Raw genomic sequence first — 18,967 nt, 5'->3', positions numbered from 1 at the left:
CCAAAATATTTATATTCTCCAAATGCTTGATTTTTTCCATCCTGGATTCAGTCGAATTTTACTTATATAAGTAATGCAATAGTACGCGGACAGGTAAAACTTATAAATAATCATCAGTATGTAGATGAGAGAACCTTAAGGAGATATTAAAATGGCAGATTTCAAGTTAGTAGTTTCAGACCCTAAGACCGGAAAGGCATACAAGTTCGATGTTACCGGCGCAAAATCCAACAAGTTCGTCGGTAAGGAGATCGGCTCCGAGATCGAAGGAGAGACCGCAGGTCTTCCGGGTTACACGCTCATGATCACCGGTGGCTCCGATAAGACTGGCATCCCGATGAGGAACGACCTCCCCGGACAGGTCCGCAGGAAGCTTCTCGTAGCGGGCGGCGTCGGATACGATCCAAAGACCCAGGGCATAAGAAGGAGAAAGCTTTTCAGGGGTAACGAGATCAGCAGCGAGCTCGTCCAGATCAACGCAAAGATCACCGCATACGGCGATAAGCCCATAGAAGAGCTTTTACCGAAGGAAGAGCCCAAGAAATAATTTTTTTAAAAAGGAGCTTTGGCCCCTTTTTATTCTTGCATTTTATTTTCTTAACTTTGACAATTTAATTCATTTTAGGTTTTAAGCTTGCTCACAGATCATTTGAGCTTTTGTTCAAGCTATAGATATGCAGGTTATTTTTGCCCTTATTTTTAGATTTACCTCATAATTACTTATTTTATTTATAAAAATCATATTTATCATGTTAAATTGAAATTATAGAATTATTTGGCCATTTAATTCACTACAAACGCTAATAATATATTTAAAAATGAATAATAAACATTGTCTTGCCTATTGAGGAGGGTAGTATATGAGTAAGGTGATAAGATACGGAATGTTTTTAGTGCTGGCTCTTGCCATCGCGGGTATGATCTTGCCTGCAGGTGCCAGCCTTGTCGCGACTCAGTTTGGTTTCCCGACCATTTACCAGGCTGGCGAGACTCTTGCGTTCAACCGTGACACAGCGGCAGCTTTTGATAATGAGGCAGTAGCGATCTGCTTCACTCCTGCAGTGACTGAGACCAACGGTCTCTATCTCGCACAAGAAGGGGCAACCGCTATCCCGTTCTGCGGAGCATCTCTTGCGTTCCCGACCATAGTCCAGACTGTTGATCAGGCTCAGGTCCTTACGCACTGTGACTTCGCACAGACCAAGGAGACAGCGTGCTTCTCATATCCGTTCGCAGGCGTTGGCGGCGTACCATTACCTGGCTTCGGCTTCGGGTTCTAAGCTGGTTGAATGAATGTGGCAGGAGGATAAACTCCCCTGCCGATCAATTTTTAAAAATTTCATCCATATTTTTTTATCAATATCTTAACTACAAAAAATATTATTTTCTTTCCAGGAGAAACCGGATCTGATCATAAAAAATGATAATGATCTTTTCTATGTACTCCTCTTAATTCACTCATCACTTTATACATGTCTTTATATCCATACTTTCATATCAAAAAAGTGATAAAAAACGGAGTCGTATATCATATTATAAGATCCATTTTACATGATATACTAACGCTATGTTTTACTATGCCCGGCTTCCATACGTTGTGGTTATGGCAGTCGATGATTGCTTTTATTCTACCAGGATTTAAGGATTTATTTGTTATAAGCCCGTTTTAATGGCTTATTATTCGCATTTATGATTAAATATGTATTAATTCAGGGTTGTATAACACTCTTTTAATAATTGAGGAGGGTAGTTAATGAAGGTGAAAAATTTCGGAATTTTCCTGTTACTGGCTATCGCAGTAGCTAGTATGATAGTACCGGCCGGTGCGTCTCTTGTCGCGACTCAGTTTGGTTTCCCGACCATTTACCAGGCTGGCGAGACTCTTGCGTTCAACCGTGACACAGCGGCAGCTTTTGATAATGAGGCAGTAGCAATTTGCTTCACTCCTGCAGTGACTGAGACCAACGGTCTCTATCTCGCACAAGAAGGGGCAACCGCTATCCCGTTCTGCGGAGCATCTCTTGCGTTCCCGACCATAGTCCAGACTGTTGATCAGGCTCAGGTCCTTACGCACTGTGACTTCGCACAGACCAAGGAGACAGCGTGCTTCTCATATCCGTTCGCAGGCGTTGGCGGCGTACCATTACCTGGCTTCGGCTTTGGGTTCTAAGCAGGTAGTGTTATGCTAGCAGGAGGATCACTTCTCCTGCTAATTCATTTTTTTTAAACTTTAGACAAAATCAGTCTATTCAAATATCTCTAAAAAATTTCAAGAAAATAACATTTACTTTCTTTAATTTTTAGGGTTATGTTCCCCCATGCGAACCAATTTGCCATTTATTTATGTGCGATCCATGTGTGGATAAATACTATGGAATAGGCCAGAAGCTAAAAAATCACAAAAATTCTCGAACAAAAACCTGTAACGAAATTATAAATTTAGAAAAACGTCCGTGAAAAATTTTAACGTATTGGAATATCAATCATCTTTACATTAAGCGATATATCTTATTATCTATCATTTAGTAGATCTATCTGTTAATACCCCGCTTTTATGGCTTATTATTCGCATTTATGATTAAATATGTTTTAATTTTTAGTTATTATACTCTCATTAAGAAATTGAGGAGGGTATTATATGAGTAAGGTGATAAGATACGGAATGTTTTTAGTGCTGGCTCTTGCCATCGCGGGTATGATCTTGCCTGCAGGTGCCAGCCTTGTCGCGACCCAGTTCGGTTTCCCGACTATTTCTCAGACTGGCGAGACTCTTGCGTTCAACCGTGACACTGCGGCAGCTTTTGACAACGAGGCAGTTGCGATCTGCTTCACTCCTGCAAAGACGGAGACCAACGGTCTGTCTCTCTGCCAGGATGGCGCAGTAGCGATCCCGTTCTGTGGAGCATCTCTTGCGTTCCCGACCATAGTCCAGAGTGTTGATCAGGCTCAGGTCCTTACGCACTGTGACTTCGCTGAGACTGCAGAGACAGCGTGCTTCTCATATCCGTTCGCAGCCGTCGGCGGATGTGCATTACCTGGCTTCGGCTTCGGGTTCTAAGTAAGCATAAGTGAATATGATGAGAGCCCTTAAACCTCTCATTATATTTTCATTTTTTTAGATCGGATTTACGGCGTTTTACAGGTCTTTTAAAACCCTGTAATTATGCGGTGCTCCCATGCGTTTGATGAACAACGTATTTTATTTGGATTATTATTGGTTAATACTGTATAATATTGGATTAAATGGCTGAATATTCGTTTTTATATATACTAATATATTAATTATCGTCCGCGATACATATTCAATAATTATTGAGGAGGGTAGTATAACATGGTGAGAAAATTAGTAGCTATTATCATGCTTGCCTTTGCTGTTGCTCTGATCACGTTGCCCGCGAGCTCCAGCCTTGTGCCTATGTCCTGGGGTTTCCCGACGATGAGTTCGGATCACTCGCTTACCGTATTCGAAAACCAATTCGCACAGGCAAGAGATGTACAGGGCGCAGAGATAGCGTTCGGCAGCGGATTCTCGGATTTCGGCGGTGTAGGTGTCAGCTCGGCATTCCCGACGATCCTTCAAAACGCGGACTCTGAAAGCTTATTCAAGCAATGCAGGTTCATGGAAGAGCGGGAATCGTTCTGCTTTGCATACCCGTACTTAAGCATCGGATGCTCGCCCATACCATCTATGGGATTCATCTAAACAAAGTAAAGCATATATGATGCGGGCGGAGGGATACAGGACCCTGCGGGTTCATCCTCCCACACTTTTATTTTTTCCGGACCTATCATAAGGTACGTCTGGCATCATAAAAGTGTAATAAGACATCATATATTACGGGCTCTCGGTCATAATTGGATAATTAGCAACTACAATGACCCATTCAGCAAATAATATCTGTATTTTTTTATCCGATTGCTGTGATAATAGAATCGGAACCGGTACGATTTCGTTATAATAAATAATAATATATTTATTATCGTTTCCTCTATTTTTAGATTGTCAAGTAGGGGGGATTGTATGAGTACCTTAAAGAAATCGGCAGTACTTACGATGCTGGTCGTATTACTTATTGCCTTTAACATACCAGCATCCGCTCAAACAACAGGAATATCCAGTTCAAATGTGGCTCAGACGCAAGCAGTGGCAGCCACTTCTGCTGTCTCGACAGCAGCAGCGCCTATAGCCGCGCCTGCAGCTGCGCCTATCGCAGCACCGATCGCGGCAACTACTGCAGCGGCAGGATTCGGACCATTTGGCGGAGCCTACTTCCCATTCAACTGGGGATTCGCACCATTTGGCGTAGGCTGCTTCCCGTTCAACTATGCTCTTGGGGGAGGCCTGTCACCGTTCGGACTTTGCTGGAATAAGTTCAGCCCGTGTTTCGGCACAGGGTGCGGAGGATTCTTCAGCCCGTGCTTCCTGGGAGGCTGCGGTGCAGGATTAAGCTATCTAGCGGCTCCGTTCATTCTTGGTACGGGTTCTGTTGGCGGCTTTGGCTGGGCTCTTTCGCCGTGGGCGTTCGGTCTTGGAGGTTGCACGAAATCTGCTCCGTTGTACTTCGGTTCGCATGGCTTCGGCTTCCCGTTCACCATCGGCTGTGGACGCGTAGCATTCACGCCTGCGATCTGCGCGGCGGCTCCGTTCATTCTTGGTACGGGTTCTGTTGGCGGCTTTGGCTGGGCTCTTTCGCCGTGGGCGTTCGGTCTTGGAGGTTGCACGAAATCTGCTCCGTTGTACTTCGGTTCGCATGGCTTCGGCTTCCCGTTCACCATCGGCTGTGGACGCGTAGCATTCACGCCTCCGTCCATCTGTTAGGCGTAACAAAAGTCTAGACCTGTATCGCTGACGAGAAAGACTGGGGAATTTCATTCCCCATTATTTCATTTGTTTTTTTATTTTATTCTCAACAGTTTGACTCGATATTTGTGTATCTTGCGTATATGATCGTTTAATCCAGGATCTTTTTCATATATTCTGTTCAGTCTCTGGATCGATCCCGGCATATGATTATTACCTTTATATTCTGCTCTCGTAATACTCATGATACAATTTTATAATGCTCTGTAATTTTTATTTAGATCAAACGATTATACCCCGGCTAATTCTTATTAGTGGAGTTACACTTTATAAAAAAGCATTCCAAAAACAGGTATTTATTGTAAAAACACTGATAATATCGATAGATTGGGTATTTTAAGACTGATTTTGGATTAAATTTGATAATATAGTATTGTTAAAGGCTTTTTGATACTATAATTAAATATGGGACCTTTTTTCGTGAATTAATTATAATAATATTTTTATCATTAATCGGAATGTTTTATATTGTAGGGGGGAACGAAGTGAAACACTGGACAAGAATTGCATTATTCGTTCTTCTCGTATTAGCTGTGTTAGCCCTTGTAGCTATTGCACTTCCAACAGTCACCGCATGGTGGGGTGGCTGGGGCTTCGGTCGCGGCTTTGGCTGGGGCGGCTGGGGTCGCGGCTTTGGCTGGGGCGGCTGGGGCTGGCCTGGCTGGGGCGGCTGGGGCTTCGGTCGCGGCTTTGGCTGGGGCTGGCCTGCATGGGGTGGCTGGGGCGGCATGTGGTGGTAATCACCTTACCGCTTAATACCCACACCATATCATGCACAGTAATATGAGAAGCGAAATAAAATATTTGTTAGTAGGTGACACCCACCTACTATCTTTTCTTTATTGTTTTCAAGAACTTCTTATGAGGCGATCAATACGGGCTATTTATGCCTTGTTTTTATTCCTTGATAAGTCATGATCAGCCCTATATTCTGATAATTCTATTTTTTAAGCTTTTATTCCATTTAATTCTAAAATATATGGTTAATTCGCTTATTGTATTACTAATATATTTAAAATCAATGGTAAAAGATATACGTGCTATTGAGGAGGGTAGAAAATGGATAAGGCGAGAGTATTGATCGTGCTCGCCACCTTGTTCCTCGGGCTTTCGCTGGCAATGCCGGCAGGAGCTTTCGTGGGTGCGGGGGTGAGCGTAAATAAACATCTTGGGGACACCTTAAACTTTAATTTTGGAAATAACATAAACGCTTTAAACACGGGATATAGTCTTACCGGTCTAAACATCGGGGTAGACTGGGGCGTTGACGTTGATGTGGGCAGTATGGCAGGATATCCATATGGTTATGGTGGACTGGGCTCAGTCACGGTCGGAGACCTCGGGTATAACCTGGGCGTGACTGTAGATCAGGCTGTCGGGACCGGGTTCGACGGATCCGCGTTTGGTCTGCCGATAGCTCAGGGAGATCTCCAGACCACTCATCTTGGCCAGTTCGTCCAGAACAACAGACATATCGAACAGACACAGGTAATGCTCCCGTTCGCTTTCCCTGTACTGGCTTAAAAAAGCAGGAAGGTACGCCCCCTCCATTTTTTTAAAGGCCAGTAAGCTTTTTGTCTATTTACGGGTGTTGTTTAGTTCATCCTGTTGATAAGAAAACCGTATAAAAATATGCATCTATTTTTCAAATACAAGCCTGATTATTCAAATAAGGGCTATCGCATTTAAAATAGATGGTATTTTATCAAATTAAGCGTATTTATTGTTCTAATGTTAGGTATTGCCCTGCATTAACTCTCTTTTTAATTATTATCATTGGTTTATACTTAGAATGCGATAAAGCGACCTAAAACGGTTATATTTCGTATTTTTATATAATAATATATTTATTTTGTGTAGTAGGACATAAAAGTGCAGTTCAGAGGTGTAGTTATGAAGATGGCAAGAAAAGTAACTGTAGCTATTATGCTGATAATGGCTACTCTGTTAGTTACATCACCCGCTTTAGCACAATGTGGATGTGGAATCCCAGGCGGATGCGGTTTATGTGCAGCACCTGTTGCATATGGCCCGCCACAGGATTGTGTAGCCCAGGTCTATTGTAATATACCTGTTACGAGCCAGGTACCTGTAACAGTACCAGCGACAAGTGCAGTCCAGGTCCCGGTCACTGTACCGGTCGGAGATGTTTGCCCTGTCACCGTCCCCAGGGCGGTCATAGTCCCGCAGACAATACCCGTGCCAGTAGTCAGGCCTGCATGTACTTCTACCACCGTGCCTGTCACAGTACCGGTCACGACTACCGTACCTGTCGTGTCTAAGATACCCCAGGTATACACGATGCCAGTAAGCTCGGCATGTATACCTGAAGGTGCTCCTGCAGCAGCTGCCCCATGCGGCCCGATCGGAGCAGGTCTTGGCGGATATGGTCTCGGAGCAGGTCTTGGCGGATATGGTCTCGGAGCCGGTATCGGCGGATGCGGCCTTGGAACCTGTGGCATTGGCGGATATGGTCTCGGCACAACCGGCATTGGTGGATATGGTCTCGGCGCTGGCATTGGCCAGCAATTCCCGATGATGCAGCAGCAGATGCCGATGATGCAGCAGCAGATGCCGCAGATCCAGCAGCAGATGCCGCAGATCCAGCAGCAGATGCCGATGGAAATGGCACCGCAGCAGGTACAGCAATAAACACCCATATCCTATCAAGTAGATAACCTCCATAATCAGGAACATAGGTTGGGAAAAATCGGCTTGAACGAATTGGGGCATTGCCCTCAATTCGTTAACTTATTTTTAAAATATCGCTGGCCATATGCTATCTATCCAATAGTTATATTAAATACCGATAAATATAGCTCTATTTGTTATAATATATGCTAATTGCAGTTTAATTTTTTATATTTGGGCTATTGAATCGTTAAATTAGTTAATAATATATTTATTTAGCCGGGACTAATTGTATTTAAGGTTGGAAGGGTGTTGCATGGTACATTATAGAACCCCTGGCATTATTATCGCTTTAACGCTATTATCTGTCATATCGACGAGCTTTGCTTTCGCCGACGATGGCCTGCAGTACGGCGGAGCGAACATATACGGTTTTCCTATGTCCATAGGGCTCGGCGGCACGAACGGTGCCGGAGTGCCCGGCCAGGGCGTGACCTATAATAACCTCGGGGTGAACCTTCCCGGAGATCTTACGACAAGGTACGGCGTGGTCGCGAGCGAAGTATCCCCTAACTATGGCGTTCAGGGAAGCACAGGGGGCTATTTCGGCCCGAACTGGAACGGCATCACGCTCGGGATGTCTACCTACGGTTATCCCGGAGTAAATTTCGGAAGCTCCGGCGCATTCCGCGACGCCTCGACCACTATGTTCTCAAAAGATCTCGCATATGAAGCGGCAACCGATAATACGTTCATAGGGTTCCCCGGATTCGGGGTGGGCTCCGCAGGCCTATCGTTCCCGACAATAACATCCGATAAATCCTATGTTAAATACGCCGAAAGCATAGACCTCATGGTAGCAAAAGAGACAGAACGGATCGATTTCGGCAGCGCCTATACTTTCCCGCTGGGGCTGGGACTGGGCTATACCGGTGCAGTGATGGACGGCACAAGCTCCTACACGCCCGCGACACAATATTTCTTCGGTTATTCTCCGTAATTATTTTTTAATGCCTGCACATATCATTGTGTATGTATCAGACCTCCACGCCCGGCGTCACCAGATTGACATCCTATCTTGAGCTCGCGAACCTGTTGATAGCCAACGCGGACAAGATCGCTATCTCAATCGGGATCATAATTATCGCATATTTGCTGAACGGCGTGTTCATCGGTATCCTGGACCGGTATAGCCGCGATAAAAAAATGCCTGCGGAGATGCTCAAGTCGATAAAACGGCTCGTGTCTTACCTGATCGCAGCACTTGTCGTGGTAACTGTCCTGGGCATATTTGGCATACGACTGGATTCATTGATACTCAGCCTCGGGCTTATCAGCCTTGTAGTCGCCTTAGGCTCACAGACCCTGATATCTAACCTTCTGGGCGGAACTATCGTATTCCTTGAACGGTCGTTTGTCATAGGTGACTTAATAAAGGTCGGCGACAATATCGGGGAAGTCCAGAACATCAGCATAAGGACCACCACCATCAAAGGCCTGAACGGCCTTAACATCGTGGTGCCCAACGCCAGTTTCCTGAACTCGCCCATAATAAACTATACCCGTAACAGGTCATATCTCATAAAAATACCATTTATGATGCCAAGAGGAGCGGACATATCCGGACTGGAGGGAGAATTGATGGAGCGGGCAGGGGAGATACCCGGCTTAAAACCTGAACTCGGCATCAACATCTATAAGACTAACATAAATAAGGATAATGTCAGCTATGAAGTACACATATGGATAACCGATCCCCGGGAATCCGAAAAGGCGCAGACCAGTATTATCAATATCATCAACGGCTTTTATCCTTCTTAATTGTCATATGATGAAGAAAAATCCTTTGAACTATCAGAAAAATTTTTTAATATGTAGCTTGATATGCAACTGGCTCTGCCATAAAGAGCGGGCAGTCTCTTTAATATTTAGAAACGTTCGCATCGAAAGTTTCATATAGGAAAATGGCATTAAGAGATTCGCACTATTACATAGTCAGCAATCAAACCGTAGGATAGCCAGGTGCTATCCGGCGCAGGGATATGAAAAATGTCCGAACGTGCCGCATTTCCCCTTTCACGAGGGCTTTGCGCTATGGCATGTGAGTCAGGCCGAATGTGGCCTTACGGAGGATAACATCATGAAGAGAGTTAAAAAGACTAACCCAAGGTTGTTAAAGCTTATCAACGACCTCAAAGCAAAATCCAGGGAACAGAACGTTGGTTTCTGGAGAGACATCGCCGAGAGGCTGGAGAAGCCGAACAGGAATTTCGCAGAGGTCAACCTCAGCAAGATAAACAGGTTCAGCAACGATAACGAGTTCATTATAGTCCCGGGTAAGGTACTGGGCGCAGGAAGCATCGACCACCCGGTGAACGTTGCGGCACTTAACTTCAGTTTAACTGCAGAGGTACTGATCACCGGTGCTAACGGCAAGTGCATGTCAATCGAGCAGCTTATGCAGGCAAATCCGACGGGCAAGGGAGTCCGTATCTTAAAATAAGGAGGACCTAAGATGGTATTAATCAACGCACAGGGACTTATTGTCGGCAGGCTCGCAAGCATCGTCGCGAAAAAGCTTTTAGAGGGCGATGAAGTCACTATCATCAATGCCGAAAAGGCAGTATTATCCGGTTCTAAGAAGAGCACTTTCGAGGAATACAAGCAGGCATACGAGCGCGGTACCAAAGAAAAGGGCCCGTACTTCCCGAAGAGGCCGGACGCCATCCTTAAGAGGACTGTCAGGGGCATGCTCCCGTACAAGAGACAGCGCGGAAGGGACGCAATGGCAAGGCTTAAGATCTTCATCGGAACGCCTATTGAATTCAACGGCCAGCCCTCCATAACACTGGAGAAGGCAAGTGTAGACCGCCTCAGCTCATTCAGGTACATGGAGCTGGGCGAACTCTCAAAGCAGCTAGGAGCAAAGTTCTGAAGGTGAGATTATGGTAAAAGTATTGACCACCAGCGGAAAGAGAAAGACCGCCATCGCAAGGGCCGTTGTAAAGAAGGGTACCGGCGTGATAAGGATCAACAAGCAGCTCTTGAAGAACATGGAGAATGAGCTTCTGAGATTAAAGATATCCGAGCCCTTATTAATAGCAGGGCCCGAGATAGCAAACAGCTTCGACATTGACGTAGATGTCCGCGGCGGAGGCATAATGGGCCAGGCAGAGGCCGCAAGATGCGCCATCTCAAGGGGCATTGTCAACTGGACGAACGACGTAGCACTTCGTGACGCTTTCCTGACACATGACAGAAACCTTCTGGTCAACGACGTCAGGCAGAAAGAGTCGAAGAAATACGGCGGACCCGGAGCAAGAGCAAAGATCCAGAAGTCGTACCGTTAAATTGATCGCGGAGGTACATTAAAATACCTCCATGATATAATTTAAAAGGTAGAATAACTATGATACCTGTAAGATGTTTCACCTGCGGAAAGGTCGTCTCAAACGTATGGGAAGAATACAAGGCCCGCGTTGAGGAGCGCAAAAAGAACCTTCCCAAGGGTGAAGTATTAAGGGTCGGGGACATCATGGATGACCTTGGCCTTGAGCGATACTGCTGCAGACGCATGCTGTTATCGCACGTCGAGCTAGTCGACGTACTGGCACCGTACCAGTAATAAAGATATCAGTATGGGATCGTGGGGTAGCCTGGTCCATCCTTTCGCGTTCGGGACGCGGAAACCTGAGTTCAAATCTCAGCGATCCCACCACTAATCTTTATTCCCGTGCAAAAATGCATGGTGTGTGAACCTCTCAAGGGGATCCTTGAGCAAAATCCAGGGCGTACTTAACCCGTATGAGATCAATCTTCACAAAAGGATTATCAGTAACTCTATTTTCATACATTAGTTTACATCAGGAACTTTTTATAGAGGTGTCTCTTTGAGCAATAAGGCAGCAAGTAAATTACAAAAAGAAGAGTATACACGCTATGAGCGTGCCCGTATAGTAGGCGCCAGAGCATTACAGATATCAATGGGAGCGCCTGTCCTCGTAAAAGACATTAACACGGTCGAGCCGATAGAGGTGGCATTAATAGAGCTGGAGCGTAACGTTATCCCAATTACTGTTAAAAAGACCAATAAATCAGCGAGGCGGGAAGTAACAGCATCCTAATATTATATAATCACGTGCACAATATTTTATGGGAGGTATATTGTATGACAATAATTCAGGATATTCTCGCCAGAAAGATCTTTGACAGTAGAGGAAACCCGACCATAGAGGTCGAAGTATATACTGATAGCGGCTTTGGCCGGGCAGCAGCACCTGCGGGCGCATCAACGGGCACGTACGAGGCTGTCGTGATACCGGTGGACGATGCAATATTAAAGCTCGAGACCGAAGTGGCAGAGCAACTGGTCGGCGAGGACGCGTCAATGCAGGCCGATATCGATTACCTGCTCCATGAAATAGACGGCACGGATAATTTTAGCAACATAGGTGGAAACACTTCCGTCGCAATATCGATGGCAGTGGCCTGGGCGGCAGCGGACGCTTATAACTTACCGCTTTACAGGTACCTGAGCGGCCCTTACCAGAGAATACCTTACCCGCTCGGAAACGCACTGGGCGGAGGAGCTCATGCGAAGGGCGCTACCGACATTCAGGAATTTCTTATCACACCCGTAGGCGCGTCTCTCATCGACGAGGCTGTATATGCGAACACACTGGTCCATAAGAGGGTCAAGAAGCTCCTTACGGACGAGGGCGTCGTGTGCGGCAAAGGCGATGAGGGCGGATGGGCGCCACAGGTAACTGATGCAAAGGCGTTCGAAATAGTCAGCAAAGCTGTAGACGAAGTTTCCGACGAGATGGGATTCGAGATAAGGTTCGGCCTTGACGTGGCCGCTACCGAGCTCTGGAACGGCAGCCATTATGTCTATAAGGACCGTAAGCGCACCACAGAGGAACAGATCGAATACATCGCAGGCCTCATCGACGAGTATGACCTATACTACGTCGAGGACCCATTACATGAGAACGACTTCGAAGGCTTCGCGAGCCTGACGGAGAAGGTAGGCGACAGATGCATAATCTGCGGAGACGACCTCTTCGTGACGAACGTTGACAGGATCACAAAAGGTATCGAGATGTTCGCCGCTAATGCGGTACTCATCAAGCCGAACCAGATCGGTACGGTCACCGATACCTTCAACGCGATACAGCTCGCCAGAAAATATGGCTACTCATGCATTATGTCACACAGGAGCGGCGAGACGACGGACAATACAATAGCACACTTATCCGTCGCTTTCGGATGCGAACTGATCAAGACGGGCATCGTAGGTGGAGAGAGGATCGCTAAACTAAATGAACTGATCCGTATAGGAGAAGAGATAGGAAGCGACAGGATGACGGAAAGCTAAGGCTTTCCCGTTCCTTCATGCTTACACAATACAGAAAAACAGAGATACAGAATATCGAAAACACAGGAGTGTCAAAAATGGCAGAAAAATCAGACGTAAGAGAGATCAGAGACGAGACTTACCAGTCATTAATACCGATGGACGAGTACCTGGCAGCAGGAGTTCACATCGGTACGCAGCAGAAGACCGAGGACATGAAGAAGTTCATATACCGCGTCAGGAGCGACGGTCTATATGTGCTTGATGTCCAGAGCACCGACGAGAGGATCAGGTCCGCAGCAAAATTCTTAGCACACTACGACCCCGCAAGCATTCTCGTCGTATGCGCAAGGCAGTACGGCCAGCACCCGGCAGAGATGTTCGCAAAGGCTATCGGCGCAAAGCACAACGTAGGCAGGTTCATACCGGGAACTCTGACGAATCCGGACTACCTGTTCTTCACCGAGCCGGACGTCGTGGTCATCACTGACCCCATAGGCGACCAGCAGGCTGTCTCGGAATCCATAAACATCGGCGTACCCGTAGTCGCGATGTGCGACACGAACAATATGACCATGAACATCGACCTGGTCATACCGACGAACAACAAGGGTAGAAAAGCACTGGCACTGGTATACTGGTTGCTGGCCCGCGAAGTCATTCGCGAAAGGGGCGAACAGGGCTTCAACTACACCGTAAGTGATTTCGAATCGGAGATATAATCAGATCATTATGAGAAGACCGGCAGTTGCAGGGCAATTCTACCCGGGTAACGAAAATGATCTTCGAGAGCTTATCAAAAAGCTCGCACCGGAGCATACTCCTTCGAAGATCCCCGCGCTCGGTGTGGTAGCCCCTCATGCAGGTTACATATATTCGGGAAGGGTCGCGGCCGAGGTTTACGCATCCATAGAGGAGGCGCCGACATTCGTCATCCTGGGCCCTAACCATTACATGTATGGATCCGCAGTCGCACTATCCACGCAGGAGTGGATGACGCCTCTGGGGAATGTCCAGGTCGATGAAGATTTCATCGACTGTCTGCCGATCGGTATCATAGATAAGGATGAACTGGCTCATCGAAGCGAGCACTCGATAGAAGTTCAGATCCCCTTTTTACAATACTTTTTTAAGGATTTCAAGATCGTCCCGATAGCATTGGGGCTTCAGGACTACGATACTATAAAAGAATTAGCCGGCGAACTTGTCAAAGCCATAGAAAAATATGATGAGCGTGTCGTGATCATCGCATCAAGCGACTTCACACATTATGAGGACGTTGACGTTGCGCACAGGAAAGACCGTGCGCTGATCAAGACTATAGAACAGCTTGATGTCCCGGCATTCTATGATGAGCTTTACAGGATCAACGCGAGCACATGCGGCTACGGACCGATAGGCGCGATGATGATGGCCTGCAGGGAAAGGGGAGCTAAGTACGGTAAACTTTTAAGATACGCTACGAGTGGAGATGTCACCGGTGACCGCCAGGTAGTAGGATATGCAGGAATAGCAGTTTATTAGTCAGGGATATCTAATGGTCATCTGTTCTGCCCCGGGCAAGATATTTTTATTTGGAGAGCATGCGGTAGTCTATGGAAAACGCGCCATCGCATGTGCGATAGATCTAAGGACTTCTGTCGAGATAACGAGCGCCAGCGGAATTCACATTAATTCTGTTTTCAAGGACGATCCTGATAAAAATTTATATATTAAAACAGCAATAAAAAAAGTGCAGAATTATGCGGAAGTCAATAACATAAACATTTCAGTTTCATCTAAAATACCTGTGGCATCAGGTCTGGGATCCTCTGCAGCAGTTACGGTCGCTACTATAGCGGCATTGAATAAAGAGTTCCAGGCGGGACTCGATAATGATCAGATAGCTTTTTTGGCATATCAGACCGAGCTAGAGGTCCAGGGAGCCGCAAGCCCCACAGACACTTTTGTATCCACCATGGGAGGCACGGTCATAGTGCCGGACAGGAAAAAACTTCCGCCCATAACATGCGGTGTCGTCGTCGGCCATACCGGCATATTCAAATCCACGTCAAGGATGGTCTCTCGCGTAAGGGGATTAAAGGATAGATATCCCGAGGTCTTCGAGAATATACTGAACGCTATCGGGCAGATGTCCGAGAGAGGAGAAAAACTGGTACTGGAGAACGATTATCGCTCCATAGGGGAACTGATGAACGTTAACCAGGGCCTGCTTGACGCAATGGGCGTTTGCATACCTGAGCTGTCTCATCAGATATATGCAGCCAGGCAGCATGGGGCGTACGGCGCCAAGCTTACCGGAGCAGGTGGCGGCGGCTGTATGGTCGCCATATGCGACCCGGATAAATGTAAGGATATCGCAGATGCCATAGGAAGGTCCTATGGGGATAGCTTTATTACCAGTCCTACCGCAGAAGGTGTGCGGATAGAATGAGAGACCTGGTAGTCCTAAAGGTCGGGGGCAGCGTCCTGACCGATAAAAATAAAAGCTCTACTGCAAGGCCGGAGCAGATCGCCCGCGTTGCCCGTGAGATCCACGAGGGGTTGAGCGGCGGCCTGGTCCTGATACACGGCGCCGGCTCTTTCGGCCATCATCAGGCAAAAGAGTACGGGCTGAAGAACGGCCTTAACGAAAAGAGCATCAAAGGTATATGGCCTACTCATTATGCCGTTAAATCTTTAAACAATATGATAATAGAAGCACTAGCTAAAAACGGCGTCAATGCTCTGCCCGTGCATCCCTTATCCGCATGCACGCTAAAGGACGGGCGCATTGATAGCATGTGCACGGACGTTATCGAGCTAATGCTCGACGCGAACGTCGTCCCGGTATTACACGGCGATGCCGTCCTCGATAGAGAAAAAGGCATCGATATACTCTCCGGGGACCAGCTTGTGGTTTATCTTGCAAGGGAACTCAGGGCAAAAAAAGTCGGTATCGGGACAAACGTCGATGGCGTCTATGACGTGAAAGAATTTAATGTAATACGTGAAATTACCCCCGGGAACATAGAGTCCGTTAGGGGTATGCTGTCCGGGTCAAGCGGAGTGGACGTGACCGGCGGCATGTATGGCAAGATCATGGAATTAATGGAACTGGCGAACGCAGGGATACCCTCGCAGGTGTTCAACGCTGAAAAAGAAGGCAACATTGCCAGGTTCCTGAACGGCGGCGTGTGCGAAGGCACGTCAATCAGAGGAGAATGATCATATGGTGACCTCAAAAAGGAAGATAGAACACCTGGATATTTGTACTAGAGAGAACGTGGAATCATATGGCAACGGCTTTGACGACATCGAGTTCGTTCACCGGTGCCTTCCAGAAATAAACAAGTCTGAAATATCCACGAAGACGTCTTTCCTGGGTCACAAGTTCGAAGCGCCCATCATGATAGCATCGATGACGGGCGGACATCCGGAAACTAAGGCGGTCAATGCGAACCTTGCCGTCGCAGCCGAAGCCTTGGGGATCGGAATAGGAGTAGGGAGCCAGAGAGCCGCGCTGGAGGACAGCAGGCTGGAAGACTCTTACCGGATCGTAAGAGACAGCGCTCCCAGCGCTTTTATTTACGGTAACATCGGAGCACCGCAGCTCTCCAAGTACAGTATAGAGGACCTTGAGCGTGCAGTGGAGATGATAGACGCTGACGCAATGGCTATACACCTCAACTTCCTCCAGGAGGCCATACAGCCCGAGGGAGATATAGATGCAAGAGGATGCCTTGAAAAAATAGCCGAGGTCGCCTCATCATTATCAGTGCCCGTCATAATAAAAGAGACCGGGGCTGGCATATGCCATATCGACGCGTACACGCTGAAAAAAGCAGGTATAGGGGCGATCGACGTTGGCGGAAAAGGCGGCACGAGCTGGGCAGGCGTCGAGGTCTATCGCGCAAGAATGGAGTCCGACGAGCTTGGGGAACACCTGGGAATGAAATTTTGGGACTGGGGAATACCCACTGCGGTGAGTATTGTTGAAGCTGACATAGGCCTTCCGTTAATAGCTACGGGCGGGATAAGGGATGGCATCATGGTCGCCAAATCCATTGCATTGGGCGCATCCATGAGCGGTATCGCCCTTCCGCTGGTAGCACCGGCAAGGGTCAGCGCTGAAAAAGTAAAAAAACAGCTGGAATTATACATCGAGGAACTTAAGGCTACGATGTTCCTGACAGGCTCAAAGTCTGTGGAAGGCCTTAAGAGAGCCCCTATAGTGATCCATGGGAAGACCAGGGATACGCTCGAGGCTAGGGGCTTTAACTGGAAGAATTATTCTCAGCGCTAAATTAAAAAAGTGTGATCATAAATGAAAGATGTAGGAATTATCGCGGTCGGAGGCTATGAAGAAGTCGGCCGCAACATGACAGCGATCAGAGTTGGAAAAGAGATAGTCATTATGGATATGGGAATAAGATTAGACCGTATCCAGATCCATGAGGAGACCGAGATCGAAAAAATGCACTCGCTGGACCTTATCCAGATGGGCGCTATTCCCGACGATAAGATAATGAACAACGTTGACGGCAACGTCGTGGGCATCGTATGTTCCCACGGCCACCTGGACCACATAGGCGCCGTGCCAAAGCTGGCACACAGGTATAACGCGCCCATCATAGGGACGCCGTTCACCGCAGAACTGATCAAGCAGGAGATAGAGTCCGAGAGAAAGTTCGAGGTTGCGAACAAGGTTCACCCCGTACAGTGCGGAGAATTTTTTGAGCTTTCAAGGAACATATCCGTCGAGCTCATAAGAGTGCAGCACAGTATCATCGACTGCGCGTTCGCAGCGTTACATACCCCTTACGGTATCATTCTTTACGCCTGTGACTTCAAGATCGACAGGACGCCCATAATCGGCGAAATGCCGGACTTCAAGAGGCTCAAGCAGATCGGAAAGGAAGGCGTGCTCGCAATGATAACGGAAAGCACTAACGTTGACAAGTCGGGTAAGACCCCCTCGGAAAAGATCGCCCGCGACCTTGTATGGGACACATTGCTGGGTACCGAGGAGACCGAGAACGGAGTGCTCGTAACGACATTCTCATCGCATATCGCAAGGCTTAAGTCTATCATAGACGCGGCCGAGAAGATGGACCGCATACCCGTGCTCCTGGGTAACAGCATGGAGAGGTACTTCGGCACGGCATTGAAGATGGGATATGTCAAGAAGCCGGACAACCTCAGGATATTCGGCTACCGTAAATCCATTAACAAGGAGTTCAAGAGAATAATTGATGACGGTAAAGAGAAATACCTGCCTATCGTCACAGGGCACCAGGGCGAGCCGGACGCTATCCTTGGCAGGGTGGCAAGCGGCGAGACCGACTATAAGCTCGAGTGCGGCGATAAGATCATATTCTCCGCCAACGTCATACCGAACAGGCTGAACGAGGCGAACAGGTACTCTCTCGAGACCAAGCTTAAGATGAGGGGCGCCCGTATATACGACAATGTGCACGTATCCGGACACGCTTTCCGTGAGGACCACTGGGAACTCCTGAGGATGGTCAAGCCGGAGCACGTCATACCTGCACACGGTTCGCTTGATATGCACGCAGCTTACACTCAGATGGCCGAAGATACCGGCTACGAGTTTGGCGAGACTGTGCACATCTTAAGGAACGGACAGGAACTGAGCCTTTAATAAGGCTCACATATCTTTTTTTCTTTTTTGAAAAAACTTTTTATTAATTATTGTCATTTTAGTTATGATATCATGACCAATATTTTTCCAGAACCTATCTTAAGGCTGCCAGAAGCTGATATACCTTTGAAAGGCATCAGTGCATACCTGTCCCAGGGCGAGAACCACCAGGTGATCTTCATGTACTTCGGAGAGGACGTCGACCTGCCGGAGCATTCTCATAAAAGCCAGTGGGGCGTGGTCTTTGAAGGGAAACTGGACTTGACGATAGGCGGCGTTAAAAAGACTTACCTGAAGGGTGATCACTATTTTATTCCCGAAGGCGTCAGGCATTCCGGGCACATATATGCCGGGCTTAATGTCATGGATTATTTCGACCAAAAGGACAGGTATGGTATAAAACCCGGACAAAGATTATAGCTTTAGGACTATTCGGTTAACTTTTTTGTATGGAATCAACAAAAATTTATTTTAC

General features: G+C 47.2%; 23 protein-coding genes and 1 tRNA gene. All 24 read left to right on the top strand.

Annotated features, from left to right (window positions below; all coding sequences use genetic code 11):
* The first annotated feature begins 151 nt into the window (after window positions 1–151).
* The 24 genes from CUJ83_RS02690 to CUJ83_RS02575 all read left to right on the top strand — a co-directional run bounded on the left by CUJ83_RS02690 (window position 152) and on the right by CUJ83_RS02575 (window position 18,912).
* Window positions 152–547, top strand: coding sequence for a 30S ribosomal protein S6e (locus tag CUJ83_RS02690; protein WP_230740360.1), 396 nt, complete (start codon window positions 152–154; stop codon window positions 545–547).
* Window positions 548–860: 313 nt separating this feature from the next.
* Window positions 861–1,280 carry a hypothetical protein gene (locus tag CUJ83_RS02685; protein WP_230740358.1) on the top strand — a complete coding sequence of 140 codons (420 nt, stop codon included), beginning with the start codon at window positions 861–863 and terminating at the stop codon, window positions 1,278–1,280.
* A 473-nt stretch (window positions 1,281–1,753) separates the two neighbouring features.
* Entirely contained in the window at window positions 1,754–2,170 is a 417-nt protein-coding gene (locus tag CUJ83_RS02680; protein ID WP_230740356.1) for a hypothetical protein, read from the top strand.
* Window positions 2,171–2,638: 468 nt separating this feature from the next.
* Window positions 2,639–3,058 (top strand): hypothetical protein, encoded by a 420-nt coding sequence (locus tag CUJ83_RS02675; RefSeq protein WP_230740354.1) that lies wholly within the window; start codon window positions 2,639–2,641, stop codon window positions 3,056–3,058.
* 273 nt (window positions 3,059–3,331) lie between these two features.
* Window positions 3,332–3,703 carry a hypothetical protein gene (locus CUJ83_RS02670; protein ID WP_230740353.1) on the top strand — a complete coding sequence of 124 codons (372 nt, stop codon included), beginning with the start codon at window positions 3,332–3,334 and terminating at the stop codon, window positions 3,701–3,703.
* 318 nt (window positions 3,704–4,021) lie between these two features.
* Complete coding sequence (locus CUJ83_RS02665; protein ID WP_230740351.1) at window positions 4,022–4,819, top strand: hypothetical protein; 798 nt, start codon at window positions 4,022–4,024, stop codon at window positions 4,817–4,819.
* A gap of 1,101 nt (window positions 4,820–5,920) precedes the next feature.
* Window positions 5,921–6,385: a hypothetical protein gene (locus CUJ83_RS02660; RefSeq protein ID WP_230740349.1), complete on the top strand. Its 465-nt coding sequence runs from the start codon at window positions 5,921–5,923 to the stop codon at window positions 6,383–6,385.
* Between the two features lie 369 nt (window positions 6,386–6,754).
* Window positions 6,755–7,513 carry a hypothetical protein gene (locus CUJ83_RS02655; protein ID WP_230740347.1) on the top strand — a complete coding sequence of 253 codons (759 nt, stop codon included), beginning with the start codon at window positions 6,755–6,757 and terminating at the stop codon, window positions 7,511–7,513.
* A 295-nt stretch (window positions 7,514–7,808) separates the two neighbouring features.
* On the top strand, window positions 7,809–8,492 hold the full coding sequence (locus CUJ83_RS02650) for a hypothetical protein (RefSeq protein WP_230740345.1): 684 nt from the start codon (window positions 7,809–7,811) through the stop codon (window positions 8,490–8,492).
* Window positions 8,493–8,524: 32 nt separating this feature from the next.
* Complete coding sequence (locus tag CUJ83_RS02645; protein WP_230740343.1) at window positions 8,525–9,313, top strand: mechanosensitive ion channel family protein; 789 nt, start codon at window positions 8,525–8,527, stop codon at window positions 9,311–9,313.
* Between the two features lie 319 nt (window positions 9,314–9,632).
* Window positions 9,633–9,995, top strand: a complete 363-nt coding sequence (locus CUJ83_RS02640) for a 50S ribosomal protein L18e (RefSeq protein WP_230740341.1) — start codon at window positions 9,633–9,635, stop codon at window positions 9,993–9,995.
* Between the two features lie 12 nt (window positions 9,996–10,007).
* On the top strand, window positions 10,008–10,427 hold the full coding sequence (locus CUJ83_RS02635; protein WP_230740338.1) for a 50S ribosomal protein L13: 420 nt from the start codon (window positions 10,008–10,010) through the stop codon (window positions 10,425–10,427).
* A gap of 10 nt (window positions 10,428–10,437) precedes the next feature.
* Window positions 10,438–10,842: a 30S ribosomal protein S9 gene (locus CUJ83_RS02630; RefSeq protein WP_230740337.1), complete on the top strand. Its 405-nt coding sequence runs from the start codon at window positions 10,438–10,440 to the stop codon at window positions 10,840–10,842.
* 59 nt (window positions 10,843–10,901) lie between these two features.
* Window positions 10,902–11,117 carry a DNA-directed RNA polymerase subunit N gene (locus CUJ83_RS02625; protein WP_230740334.1) on the top strand — a complete coding sequence of 72 codons (216 nt, stop codon included), beginning with the start codon at window positions 10,902–10,904 and terminating at the stop codon, window positions 11,115–11,117.
* A gap of 15 nt (window positions 11,118–11,132) precedes the next feature.
* Window positions 11,133–11,210: transfer RNA gene (locus CUJ83_RS02620), tRNA-Pro, on the top strand.
* A gap of 172 nt (window positions 11,211–11,382) precedes the next feature.
* The gene (locus tag CUJ83_RS02615; protein WP_230740332.1) at window positions 11,383–11,616 is read left to right on the top strand and encodes a DNA-directed RNA polymerase subunit K; all 234 of its coding nucleotides are present in this window, start codon (window positions 11,383–11,385) and stop codon (window positions 11,614–11,616) included.
* A gap of 44 nt (window positions 11,617–11,660) precedes the next feature.
* Window positions 11,661–12,869, top strand: a complete 1,209-nt coding sequence (gene eno / locus CUJ83_RS02610; RefSeq protein ID WP_230740330.1) for a phosphopyruvate hydratase — start codon at window positions 11,661–11,663, stop codon at window positions 12,867–12,869.
* Between the two features lie 77 nt (window positions 12,870–12,946).
* Window positions 12,947–13,570, top strand: a complete 624-nt coding sequence (gene rpsB / locus CUJ83_RS02605; RefSeq protein ID WP_230740328.1) for a 30S ribosomal protein S2 — start codon at window positions 12,947–12,949, stop codon at window positions 13,568–13,570.
* A 10-nt stretch (window positions 13,571–13,580) separates the two neighbouring features.
* On the top strand, window positions 13,581–14,372 hold the full coding sequence (locus CUJ83_RS02600) for an MEMO1 family protein (protein WP_230740326.1): 792 nt from the start codon (window positions 13,581–13,583) through the stop codon (window positions 14,370–14,372).
* A 13-nt stretch (window positions 14,373–14,385) separates the two neighbouring features.
* On the top strand, window positions 14,386–15,282 hold the full coding sequence (locus tag CUJ83_RS02595; protein WP_230740325.1) for a mevalonate kinase: 897 nt from the start codon (window positions 14,386–14,388) through the stop codon (window positions 15,280–15,282).
* The gene (locus tag CUJ83_RS02590; RefSeq protein ID WP_230740322.1) at window positions 15,279–16,055 is read left to right on the top strand and encodes an isopentenyl phosphate kinase; all 777 of its coding nucleotides are present in this window, start codon (window positions 15,279–15,281) and stop codon (window positions 16,053–16,055) included. Before CUJ83_RS02595 ends, CUJ83_RS02590 begins: the two co-directional genes overlap by 4 nt.
* A gap of 4 nt (window positions 16,056–16,059) precedes the next feature.
* Entirely contained in the window at window positions 16,060–17,133 is a 1,074-nt protein-coding gene (gene fni / locus CUJ83_RS02585) for a type 2 isopentenyl-diphosphate Delta-isomerase (RefSeq protein ID WP_230740320.1), read from the top strand.
* Between the two features lie 21 nt (window positions 17,134–17,154).
* Window positions 17,155–18,492 (top strand): RNase J family beta-CASP ribonuclease, encoded by a 1,338-nt coding sequence (locus CUJ83_RS02580; RefSeq protein ID WP_230740318.1) that lies wholly within the window; start codon window positions 17,155–17,157, stop codon window positions 18,490–18,492.
* A gap of 72 nt (window positions 18,493–18,564) precedes the next feature.
* Entirely contained in the window at window positions 18,565–18,912 is a 348-nt protein-coding gene (locus CUJ83_RS02575; RefSeq protein ID WP_230740316.1) for a cupin domain-containing protein, read from the top strand.
* The last annotated feature ends 55 nt before the right edge of the window (window positions 18,913–18,967 follow it).

Source organism: Methanooceanicella nereidis, from assembly GCF_021023085.1.
GTDB classification, from domain to species: Archaea; Halobacteriota; Methanocellia; order Methanocellales; family Methanocellaceae; genus Methanooceanicella; species Methanooceanicella nereidis.
Note: the sequence above shows the minus strand (reverse complement) of the source record. Positions and strands in the feature narration are given on the sequence as shown.

What these genes read in the sequence shown, in the direction of transcription:
- CUJ83_RS02675 (WP_230740354.1), top strand. Translation starts at nt 2,639, where the DNA reads ATGAGTAAGGTGATAAGATACGGAATGTTTTTAGTGCTGGCTCTTGCC.
- CUJ83_RS02630 (WP_230740337.1), top strand. Translation starts at nt 10,438, where the DNA reads ATGGTAAAAGTATTGACCACCAGCGGAAAGAGAAAGACCGCCATCGCA.
- CUJ83_RS02645 (WP_230740343.1), top strand. Translation starts at nt 8,525, where the DNA reads ATGTATCAGACCTCCACGCCCGGCGTCACCAGATTGACATCCTATCTT.
- CUJ83_RS02640 (WP_230740341.1), top strand. Translation starts at nt 9,633, where the DNA reads ATGAAGAGAGTTAAAAAGACTAACCCAAGGTTGTTAAAGCTTATCAAC.
- CUJ83_RS02635 (WP_230740338.1), top strand. Translation starts at nt 10,008, where the DNA reads ATGGTATTAATCAACGCACAGGGACTTATTGTCGGCAGGCTCGCAAGC.
- CUJ83_RS02580 (WP_230740318.1), top strand. Translation starts at nt 17,155, where the DNA reads ATGAAAGATGTAGGAATTATCGCGGTCGGAGGCTATGAAGAAGTCGGC.
- CUJ83_RS02670 (WP_230740353.1), top strand. Translation starts at nt 3,332, where the DNA reads ATGGTGAGAAAATTAGTAGCTATTATCATGCTTGCCTTTGCTGTTGCT.
- CUJ83_RS02685 (WP_230740358.1), top strand. Translation starts at nt 861, where the DNA reads ATGAGTAAGGTGATAAGATACGGAATGTTTTTAGTGCTGGCTCTTGCC.
- CUJ83_RS02680 (WP_230740356.1), top strand. Translation starts at nt 1,754, where the DNA reads ATGAAGGTGAAAAATTTCGGAATTTTCCTGTTACTGGCTATCGCAGTA.
- CUJ83_RS02590 (WP_230740322.1), top strand. Translation starts at nt 15,279, where the DNA reads ATGAGAGACCTGGTAGTCCTAAAGGTCGGGGGCAGCGTCCTGACCGAT.
- rpsB (WP_230740328.1), top strand. Translation starts at nt 12,947, where the DNA reads ATGGCAGAAAAATCAGACGTAAGAGAGATCAGAGACGAGACTTACCAG.
- fni (WP_230740320.1), top strand. Translation starts at nt 16,060, where the DNA reads ATGGTGACCTCAAAAAGGAAGATAGAACACCTGGATATTTGTACTAGA.
- CUJ83_RS02655 (WP_230740347.1), top strand. Translation starts at nt 6,755, where the DNA reads ATGAAGATGGCAAGAAAAGTAACTGTAGCTATTATGCTGATAATGGCT.
- CUJ83_RS02650 (WP_230740345.1), top strand. Translation starts at nt 7,809, where the DNA reads ATGGTACATTATAGAACCCCTGGCATTATTATCGCTTTAACGCTATTA.
- CUJ83_RS02595 (WP_230740325.1), top strand. Translation starts at nt 14,386, where the DNA reads ATGGTCATCTGTTCTGCCCCGGGCAAGATATTTTTATTTGGAGAGCAT.
- CUJ83_RS02625 (WP_230740334.1), top strand. Translation starts at nt 10,902, where the DNA reads ATGATACCTGTAAGATGTTTCACCTGCGGAAAGGTCGTCTCAAACGTA.
- CUJ83_RS02690 (WP_230740360.1), top strand. Translation starts at nt 152, where the DNA reads ATGGCAGATTTCAAGTTAGTAGTTTCAGACCCTAAGACCGGAAAGGCA.
- eno (WP_230740330.1), top strand. Translation starts at nt 11,661, where the DNA reads ATGACAATAATTCAGGATATTCTCGCCAGAAAGATCTTTGACAGTAGA.
- CUJ83_RS02575 (WP_230740316.1), top strand. Translation starts at nt 18,565, where the DNA reads ATGACCAATATTTTTCCAGAACCTATCTTAAGGCTGCCAGAAGCTGAT.
- CUJ83_RS02665 (WP_230740351.1), top strand. Translation starts at nt 4,022, where the DNA reads ATGAGTACCTTAAAGAAATCGGCAGTACTTACGATGCTGGTCGTATTA.
- CUJ83_RS02660 (WP_230740349.1), top strand. Translation starts at nt 5,921, where the DNA reads ATGGATAAGGCGAGAGTATTGATCGTGCTCGCCACCTTGTTCCTCGGG.
- CUJ83_RS02600 (WP_230740326.1), top strand. Translation starts at nt 13,581, where the DNA reads ATGAGAAGACCGGCAGTTGCAGGGCAATTCTACCCGGGTAACGAAAAT.